The 9258-nt window shown below is 38.1% G+C and carries 12 protein-coding genes; 8 read left to right on the forward strand and 4 right to left on the reverse strand.

Annotated elements, in window-relative coordinates:
• Positions 1-243 precede the first annotated feature (243 nt).
• The 7 genes from tagD (at position 244) to ACFPM4_RS12920 (ending at position 4063) form a co-directional block, all read left to right on the forward strand.
• Positions 244-642 carry a glycerol-3-phosphate cytidylyltransferase gene (gene tagD, locus ACFPM4_RS12890; RefSeq protein ID WP_382352361.1) on the forward strand — a complete coding sequence of 133 codons (399 nt, stop codon included), beginning with the start codon at positions 244-246 and terminating at the stop codon, positions 640-642.
• Positions 635-1819, forward strand: coding sequence for a CDP-glycerol glycerophosphotransferase family protein (locus ACFPM4_RS12895; protein WP_382352364.1), 1185 nt, complete (start codon positions 635-637; stop codon positions 1817-1819). Before tagD ends, ACFPM4_RS12895 begins: the two co-directional genes overlap by 8 nt.
• A 132-nt stretch (positions 1820-1951) precedes the next feature.
• Positions 1952-2992, forward strand: coding sequence for an LCP family protein (locus tag ACFPM4_RS12900; protein WP_382352367.1), 1041 nt, complete (start codon positions 1952-1954; stop codon positions 2990-2992).
• 290 nt (positions 2993-3282) lie between these two features.
• On the forward strand, positions 3283-3423 hold the full coding sequence (locus ACFPM4_RS12905) for a hypothetical protein (RefSeq protein ID WP_382352370.1): 141 nt from the start codon (positions 3283-3285) through the stop codon (positions 3421-3423).
• Between the two features lie 86 nt (positions 3424-3509).
• A complete protein-coding gene (locus tag ACFPM4_RS12910) occupies positions 3510-3671 on the forward strand; it encodes a hypothetical protein (protein ID WP_382352373.1) in 162 nt (53 codons plus the stop codon).
• The gene (locus tag ACFPM4_RS12915; protein WP_382352376.1) at positions 3655-3795 is read left to right on the forward strand and encodes a hypothetical protein; all 141 of its coding nucleotides are present in this window, start codon (positions 3655-3657) and stop codon (positions 3793-3795) included. The genes ACFPM4_RS12910 and ACFPM4_RS12915 overlap by 17 nt, the downstream gene beginning before the upstream one ends.
• Positions 3758-4063, forward strand: coding sequence for a hypothetical protein (locus ACFPM4_RS12920; protein ID WP_382352379.1), 306 nt, complete (start codon positions 3758-3760; stop codon positions 4061-4063). Before ACFPM4_RS12915 ends, ACFPM4_RS12920 begins: the two co-directional genes overlap by 38 nt.
• Before the next feature lie 198 nt (positions 4064-4261).
• Here ACFPM4_RS12920 and ACFPM4_RS12925 read toward each other — a convergent pair whose 3' ends face one another.
• The 4 genes from ACFPM4_RS12925 to ACFPM4_RS12940 all read right to left on the reverse strand — a co-directional run bounded on the left by ACFPM4_RS12925 (position 4262) and on the right by ACFPM4_RS12940 (position 8321).
• On the reverse strand, positions 4262-5347 hold the full coding sequence (locus ACFPM4_RS12925) for a glycosyltransferase family 4 protein (RefSeq protein ID WP_382352382.1): 1086 nt from the start codon (positions 5345-5347) through the stop codon (positions 4262-4264).
• Between the two features lie 225 nt (positions 5348-5572).
• Positions 5573-6298, reverse strand: coding sequence for a WecB/TagA/CpsF family glycosyltransferase (locus ACFPM4_RS12930; protein ID WP_382352385.1), 726 nt, complete (start codon positions 6296-6298; stop codon positions 5573-5575).
• A 166-nt stretch (positions 6299-6464) separates the two neighbouring features.
• Complete coding sequence (locus tag ACFPM4_RS12935) at positions 6465-6689, reverse strand: hypothetical protein (protein WP_382352388.1); 225 nt, start codon at positions 6687-6689, stop codon at positions 6465-6467.
• A 630-nt stretch (positions 6690-7319) separates the two neighbouring features.
• Positions 7320-8321, reverse strand: a complete 1002-nt coding sequence (locus tag ACFPM4_RS12940) for a nuclease-related domain-containing protein (protein WP_382352391.1) — start codon at positions 8319-8321, stop codon at positions 7320-7322.
• A 643-nt stretch (positions 8322-8964) separates the two neighbouring features.
• On the opposite strand from ACFPM4_RS12940, the gene ACFPM4_RS12945 reads away from it, so the two are divergent.
• On the forward strand, positions 8965-9159 hold the full coding sequence (locus tag ACFPM4_RS12945) for a hypothetical protein (protein ID WP_382352394.1): 195 nt from the start codon (positions 8965-8967) through the stop codon (positions 9157-9159).
• The last annotated feature ends 99 nt before the right edge of the window (positions 9160-9258 follow it).

Here is a 9258-nt window from a genome sequence, read left to right on the forward strand (position 1 = left end):
AAATCAACTATATCCATAATTATGTACGAACTAATTAAGATAGTAAATATTTTCCCTAGTTTTGTCAAAATATGTGCTAAGATGTAATATGAATGACGATAAACTGTATATTTTTACAAATATATGACACGCTTGTCAAACTTTTTTATTCAACTTATAATAAATATCTGTAGTTATTTAAATAATAATGTCGATTGGCACTTTATTTTTTTGCCTTTGAATTGAGTATAGGAGGTAACAACCTTGAAAAAAGTAATCACATATGGCACATTCGATTTGCTCCATACCGGCCATATTAATATTCTCCGCCGTGCCAAGGAGTATGGTGACTATTTAATTGTAGCAATTTCATCAGATGAATTTAATGCGATAAAAGGAAAGAAAGCTTATTATAGCTTTGAACAACGTAAGGCGATTCTTGAAGCGATTCGTTATGTGGATGAAGTAATTCCGGAACATACTTGGGAACAAAAAGTCGAGGATGTACAAAAGTACGATATCGATGTCTTCGTAATGGGTGATGATTGGAAAGGGAAGTTTGACTTTCTGAAAGAGTATTGCGAAGTTATTTACTTGCCAAGGACGGTTGGAATTTCGACAACACAAATTAAAAAGGATTTAAATAAAGCAAATAATGGCTAGAGAAATTGCAATTACGATATATTTGATCGTTTTTCGGTTAATTTTTCAAATATGTAAACTATGTCCCCAAAAGAAGAAATCAACCTTTGTTGCTTCATTTGGGGACAATGTTTTATTTACGGTGCAAGCGCTTGAGGAGCTCACAGATGTACAAGTGGTCGTGTTAAAAACAGCGCAATGCAAGGTGCGTTTTGATGATGTGCCGAGCCGTATTGTCTTGAATTTCGAACCGCGCCAATTTTTACAATGGATTCGCTCCATTTATCACCTTGCCACTTCTACCCACGTGTTTGTCGATAATTATTTTGGTTTTTTAGCAGTGAGTGCATTCAAAGAGAATGTCGCTTGCACGCAATTATGGCATGCTGCTGGCGCTGTAAAACAATTTGGGCTGAAAGATCCTTCCAATGCGAATCGGACCCCAAAGGCCATTGCACGCTTCCAGCAAGTGTACAACCGTTTTAATCATGTAGTCGTTGGCAGTGAAAAGATGGCGGAGATTTTTCAACAAAGCTTCGGCTTACAAGCTGACCGCATGTTACGGACAGGCATCCCAAGGACCGATTTCTTTTTTGATGAAAAAGCCATTACAGAAACGAGGGAATTACTTCAGCGAAACTACCCAATAATAAATAAGAAGAAAGTCATCCTATACGCTCCGACATTTCGTGATCACGAACTTAACGTTGGTAAGATCGCACTTGATGTGACGAAGATGTATGAAGCATTACATAAGGATTACGTTTTGTTACTACGGCTTCATCCTGCTGTAAAAGCTTCACTACCAAATTCTTATCCAGATTTTATTGTGGATGTCTCGAGCTATCCGGATGTGAATCACCTACTAGTTATCACCGATATTTTAGTAAGTGATTATTCATCCATTCCGTTTGAGTTCGCATTAATGGAAAAGCCAATGATATTTTTTGCCTATGACCTAGAAGAATATGCTGAGGCGCGCGGTTTCTGGGAGAAGTATGAAGATCTTGTCCCTGGACCAATTGTCACTAATACAGAGGAACTGATTGAGATTATTTCGTATGAAGAGTTTGATATGGAAAGAGTTACTACGTTTGCAAATGAGTGGAATATGTATTCAAACGGCCAATCAAGCAAGCAGTTAATCCATGCTCTATTCCCTGAAAGTGAGGAACAACCTGTTACAATGTTACAGTAAGACTACTAAATTCTACCTATATTGTAACCATTTTGTGTTGTGCACAGTGAAGGAATCATAGTATCATATAGGGTAGCACATTTATTTTAGATTTTAGCTGAAGGAAATTTTTAAAATGAAGGAGTACTCTCCATGGGTCGATATCAGTTAACAGTTAATCAAAAGAAAAAACGAAAGCGAAGAATATTTTGGTTTATTGCATTTCCCATCTTGCTTGTACTAGCTGCTGGGATAAGTTATGGCGTGCACTTATATATTAAGGCAGATAAAATGATGGCCAATTCATTCGAAAGCCATCGTGAGGATGGAAAATCCAATTTACGTGACCAAAAAGTGGATCCGAAAATCGATAATATTTCTATTTTATTTATCGGAATTGATGATAGTGAAAAGCGCAGTCAAGGTACAAATACCCGTTCTGACGCACTGTTACTTGCTACTTTGAATGAAAAAGAAAAATCAGTAAAGCTACTTTCTATTCCACGTGACTCCTATGTCTATATTGATGAGGTCGGTTATTCGACAAAAATCAATCATGCCCATAGTTACGGTGGACCAAAAGCAACAATCGAAACAGTAGAAAACTTATTGGAAATCCCTGTTGATTATTATGTTCGCCTTGATTTTGAAGCATTCATGCAAATTGTGGATGCATTAAACGGCATTGAGGTGGAAGTTCCATACACATTCACAGAACAAGATTCCAATGACCGCGCAGGAGCGATCACCCTTGAAAAAGGTTTACAAACCTTAAACGGGGAAGAAGCCCTCGCACTTGCTAGAACTCGTAAAAAGGATAATGATATAGAACGCGGAAAACGTCAACAAGAAATCATGAAAGCAATCGCTAAGAAAGCAGCATCCGCCTCTTCTGTACTCAAATATGGACAAATCATCGACGCAATTGGCGAAAACATGAAAACAGACCTGACATTCGATGAAATCACATCCCTATCCGACTATGTCATCTCAGGGAACTTATCCATCGAAACATTAACAATTGACGGATATGACCAATACATCCCGAACAGCAAAGGCCAAAACGTCTACTACTGGCGCCTAGACGACCAATCCGTCGCAGAAGTAAAATCAACACTCCAACAACACTTAGAATTGAACGGTACTACCAGCAATGTCGCAAAACCACTAGGTGAAGACGGAACAGTAAACTAATATGAAGCACCGCTTGGATGAGAATCTGGGCGGTGTTTTTTGTTTGGATGGGGAATGTAGTAGTGATGAGGGGGTGATTCTCAATTGGAGGATGGGTTGCGTTGCGGCTCTAATGGGACGTGCGTGCTGATTCTGATGGATTCTTGCGGGAAGTTCATGTTTTTCTTGCCGGGACAACTTAATCTTGCAGGTGCAACCATTATTCTTGCGGGATCTGCTGGTTTTCTTGCGGATGGGATCTGCTTTCTTGCGATAAGGAGATATATTCTTGCGGAAACTTCACATTTTTTTTGCAGGAACTACTTAATCTTGCGGATACAACCATTATTCTTGCAGGTTCTGCTCGCTTTCTTGCGGATGTGGGCTACTTTCTTGCGATAAGTAGCTTTATTCTTGCGGCAACTTCACATTTTCTTGCAGGAACTACTTAATCTTGCGGGTACAATCATTATTCTTGCAGGATCTGCTCATATTCTTGCGGACGGGATCTGCTTTCTTGCGATAAGGAGATATATTCTTGCGGCATCTTCACATTTTCTTGCAGGAACTACTTAATCTTGCGGATACAACCATTATTCTTGCAGGATCTGCTCGTTTTCTTGCGGATGGGATCTGCTTTCTTGCGATAAGGAGCTATATTCTTGCGGATACTTTGCATATTCTTGCAGGTAGAACTTAATCTTGCGGGTGCAGCCATTATTCTTGCAGGTTCTGCTCGTTTTCTTACGGATGTGGCCTGCTTTCTTGCGATAAAGAGCTTTATTCTTGCGGTATCTTCACATTTTCTTGCAGGAACTACTTAATCTTGAGGATACAACCATTATTCTTGCAGGATCTGCTCATATTCTTGCGGATGTGGGTTACTTTCTTGCGATAAGTAGCTTTATTCTTGCGGTATCTTCACATTTTTTTCAGGGACAACTTAATCTTGCGGATACAACCATTATTCTTGCAGGATCTGCTCATATTCTTGCGGATACTCCCCACATTCTTGCAACTGCACCCTATATTCTTGCGCAAACCCTCCTTTTTCTTGCACGACCAGCTTTTATTTGCGACAGAAACAATTAATCTTGCGGATCCGCACTACTTTCTTGCGCCACCACCCTACATTCTTGCGCTTATCATTGGTTTTATTACAGCACCACTTTTTTCCTAGCACCCTCCATTTTGCGCAAACCCACCATTATCTCATACGCCCCCAAGTAACTCACATTCCCAAAAAATACACACAAAAAACCCAGGTTGCATTCTTGCTCAACCTGGGTTTTATAAGTTGCGGTCATATCGGTTTGTTCCGGTACCAGTACCGCTGCTGGATGGTTTTGGTTTTAGGAATTTCAACAATGGTTTGTAGTCATTGCTGACGAGACCGACGACTTCGACGAATAGTTCGATTGCGATGAGAACCACTCCGACAATAAGGATGGATCCCCAAACAGTTGCCATCGAGAAGATGACGGCTGCAAGGCTGAACATAATCGCGATACCGTAAATAATTAATACGGCTTGGCGATGTGTGAAGCCTGAGTTAATAATACGATGGTGCAAGTGATGTTGATCCGCTGCCGCCAATGGTCTTTTGTTAATGAGTCTGCGGATAATCGCAAAAAATGTATCAGAAATTGGAACTCCGAGAATAATAATCGGGATAACTAATGATACTACTGTTACATTTTTAAAACCAAGCATTGCCAATACGGATATCATGAAACCAAGGAATAACGCTCCTGAGTCACCCATGAAAATTTTTGCCGGGTGGAAGTTGTAAATTAAAAATCCGAGCGTACTTCCTAACAACATCATTGCAATCGTGACAACAAAAATGTCTCCTTGTAAAAATGCCATGATGCTCAATGTAATAAGCGCGATCGATGAGACACCAGCAGCAAGACCGTCTAGTCCATCGATTAAATTAATCGCATTCGTAATACCAACAATCCACAATATTGTTAATGGAATGGTGAGATATCCAAAATCTAACTGTCCACCAAAGGGCAAGTTGATGAATTCTACATCGAGTCCACCGCGAATGACGACAAGCGCTGCTAACAGCTGGCCAATCAGTTTATACTTGGGACGCAACTCAAAAGCATCATCTAAAATTCCAGTTACCATGATGATTAAGCTTCCGATTGTAATCGGCCAAATATATGGACTGTCCTGCTGTGACACAATCAGACCAATGATAAAGCTTAGATAAATGGCTAGGCCACCAAGTCTCGGCATTGCTTTTTGATGAATTTTCCGATGATTTGGTTGATCTGTAATATTAAAACGTATTGCTAATTTTTTTACTAAAGGTGTAATTAAAATTGAGGCAACAAAACAAAGGAGTAAATACACATATTCCATTTTGTAACCTCCTTATCAATAATATTGCACATTCATCATCAGCTACCCGTACATTTTGATGACATATTAGCCAAAATGTTGAAATATGCGACTTATGGTTACAATGAATCTCTTCATCTCACATCATATCTAAATATATACTAGTAATCAACTAAAATATTAATACAAGCTTTACAGGAGAATTACGCGCACTTAACAATTGGATGTTATTGTTAAAATAGATAACTATTGTCTTTTACGAGTCTTAAGTACGCGAATGACAAATTTCGGCAATGCCAGCATTCTTCTCCATCTGGAAGGTTGGCTTAATAAACGGTGTAGCCATTCTAGATTTAGCTTAATCCAGATATCTGGTGCTCGTTTCGCCGTTCCAGCAATTATTTCAAAGCTTCCGCCAACTCCCATAAAAATGCCTTTTTCAAAATGGTGATAGTTATTCTGAATCCAATATTCTTGTTTTGGGAAACCTAATGCTACAAATACCATATCTGGGTTAGAATTTTTCACCATTTCTGTTACTGTCTCATCATTTTCTTTAAAAAATCCATGATGGTACCCGGCAATTTGCAAATTCGGATAACTTTTTTGCACATTTGCAACTGTTCGTTCTATCACTTGTTCCCTAGATCCAAGAAAGAAAACACGTAGTTGTTCTTTATTAGCCAATTTTAATAATTCCACCATTAGATCAAAACCAGCAACTCTTTCCGGTAGCGGTTTTTTTACCAACTTGGACGCTAAAATAATTCCAGCCCCATCAGCAATAATATGATTAGCTTGTGCAATTGTATTCCTATAATGTTCGTCCTCCACTGCATACATAACAATTTCCGGATTTGCCGTCACAATAAACGTCTTTTTATTTAGCTGAAGGTTATGACGCAACTGATGAAACATATCCTCCATTGTTGTATGATCAAAAGGGACGCCGAGAATATTTAACTTTTCCACTATGATTGACTCCTGTTTGCGGATTTTTTATGTTCATTTCTTAGCTTTGTCCATTATAGCAAATCCGCATACAGTTGTGGTAATGGTATTATTAGGGGCTTTGAACGAGCTATTAAATTAGACGTAAGTAAAAGAATAAAGTTTCATGATAAAATTCGACAATTTTTCAAAAAAGTAAATCCTTATCTTCTTCATCGCCTTCGAGATATCGTCTTGGAGGTTCTGCTATTACTTCTGATTGATTTTGTGCAATTAAAGAACTAAGTGGTAGGATTTTATTTCCTTTTTTGATTCCAAACGTATGTAGCAGAAATCGTACAATTGGTTGCGGTAATGATTGTGAATTTCCATCATACGGTTTTATGTCAAAAATCCTCTGCTTAAAGTCCATGGAAATAGCTTGTTCCCATGTCCTGCATTTATCAGTAATATTAACTTTCAACTCGGTGTAAACACATAATGGGGATAGGATGATGATGGATGAATTGTATAAAATCGAGGCTGACCTTTGAAGATGATGGATAGGGGAAAATTCATGCTTTATGACAAAATCTTTTCCGTTCTGGGTGTCCCCCTTGCATATTAATTTGTACTTTGGATCTATAGATTCTCCTACCAACACAATTCTTTCCACTTCTAGATAAATTACCATGAAATTTTCCTGGTTCTAATTCTATAAAAATACAATTTTTCGCCAATAATGAGATGAAATGTAAACAAAACGTTGAATAAGGCAAATAGAAATTAGCTCCAGGTACACCTCCTTCTTCTAATTTAAATTTGTCTCACCAATGTCTTATTAACAGTAGATCATTTTTGAAATAAACTTTTAATGAATTACATCTGTTGTCGCCTCCCATCGTTCACAAACATTACACATATTATAGTAAATTTTTCCTATTATTAAAAGTCTAAAATGTGACAAATTTCTTATATTTTTTAAAAGGTTACTTTTTATTATGAAAAATAGCTTTTTACAGCTATATTTGATTTATTTTTATCTACAGCTAGCATCAATGCTTTACTTTCTGACCTCTAGTAATTTTTCCAAACCCTCATAATCAAGAATATACGTCCTGTTTCTATAACTCCCTTCATACTTTAGATTTAGAGATCTTAGCAGTTTCGATGCGATGGATACGGAAGATAAATTCAGGAAATATCGACATCCTCTATTTGTGATTTTAGGTCCAAAAAGTAAATAGTATGCCATTAGTGCTTTAATATGTGCATCTTTGCTTTTATTATGACAAATACTGCATATCCAACTCCTATTTCGTCTTTCTATAGAAAGTCTCTTGCAATTTTCACAATACATCCCTGTTAAGATATCTTGTATGGGGATTTGATACTCACTTAAAATATCGGGATCTTCAGGTATATTGTTTTTTATCAAAAACTGCAATAAATCATTAAATTGCCTGTCATCTAACACATTATTTGGATTCTTTTTCATAAAGGAGATTGATCTGTGTCTAATTTGTTGAGGGCGAATTACCTTTTGCCTAGCAAGTGGATATTGTTGATCAATATGGATGATAGATTTTGGATGAGTAAAAACTACAAACGAAGTACCGGGGAGGTGTTTTTTGGTGTGCTTTGCAATTATCTGCTCTAAATGATGTTGCTGATTCTCGACTTGCACAATGGGATTAGCAAAAGTCTCTACATAACCATCCAACTCTCGCGTCATCTGATATTCATCTAATTTAATATCACCGGCTATGTGCTTGCTGTCATAGTTGAAGAAGTAACGTGGAGAAAATAGCAAATTATCCATTTGAGTATAAATTCCTGGAGCAATCTGTAATCTGAGGTCCTGTACAATTACATGCTTTTCAAAGTTCAATTGCTTTAAATAATAATCCACTGACTGTTCGCCGTAGACTCCTGCTCTTCTAATAGCTAAATCCTTTTCTACATCATTTCTTCTAGGATGGTTAGGAGGAATATATTGTAATACTGCTTCTAATATTGAAATCCTCTTTGGCTTCTTTCGGTGTTTAATAATTATGTAAATCACCTCTTTTATTTTAAAATTGTCACTTAATATATTTCGACACTATTCTACAAAACCCTTCTTTCTACTAGTAATCAAATTATTGTCTATTACCTTTTTTTACTGGCCTACGTGTGCCTGTTACTGGCTGTAGTATTCTTTTCTGGCCATCATTTCTTTTTACTTGCTGTCATGCATCGATTATTGGCTGTCATGCATCGATTATTGGCTGTCATGCATCGATTATTGGCTGTCATGTCTTATTTACTAGCCATCATGCCTTCATTACTGGCCGTCATCTCCTTTACTGGCCATCGTGCTCTGATTACTGGCCGTTCTCTCTTTTTTACTGGCGGTCCTGCTCCAATTACTGGCTGTCACCTCATATTTACTAGCCATCATGCCTCCATTACTGGCCGTCTTCTGCTTTACTGGCCATCCTCACTGTTTTACTGGCGGTCTTGCTCCAATTACTGGCTGTCACCTCTTATTTACTAGCCATCATGCCTTCATTACTGGCCGTCATCTCCTTTACTGGCCATCATGCTCCGGTTACTGGCCGTTCTCTCTTTTTTACTGGCGGTCTTGCTCCAATTACTGGCTGTCACCTCTTATTTACTAGCCATCATGCCTCCATTACTGGCCGTCATCTCCTTTACTGGCCATCGTGCTCCGGTTACTGGCCATCATCACTGTTTTACTGGCGGTCTTGCTTCATTTACTAGCCATCGCCTCATATTTACTAGCCATCATGCCTCCATTACTGGCCGTCATCTCCTTTACTGGCCATCGTGCTCTGATTACTGGCCGTTCTCTCTTTTTTACTGGCGGTCCTGCTCCAATTACTGGCTGTCACCTATAAATGTCAAGAATACTATGTACACTTTTGATTGTTTAAGAATGTACAAATTTACTCGTCATCAGGCTTTAAATGATTCTTAATTCTATAAGATGGTCCTAT

Origin of the sequence: Lederbergia graminis (assembly GCF_042655485.1) — a bacterium.
Lineage (GTDB): Bacteria > Bacillota > Bacilli > Bacillales > Bacillaceae_C > Lederbergia > Lederbergia graminis.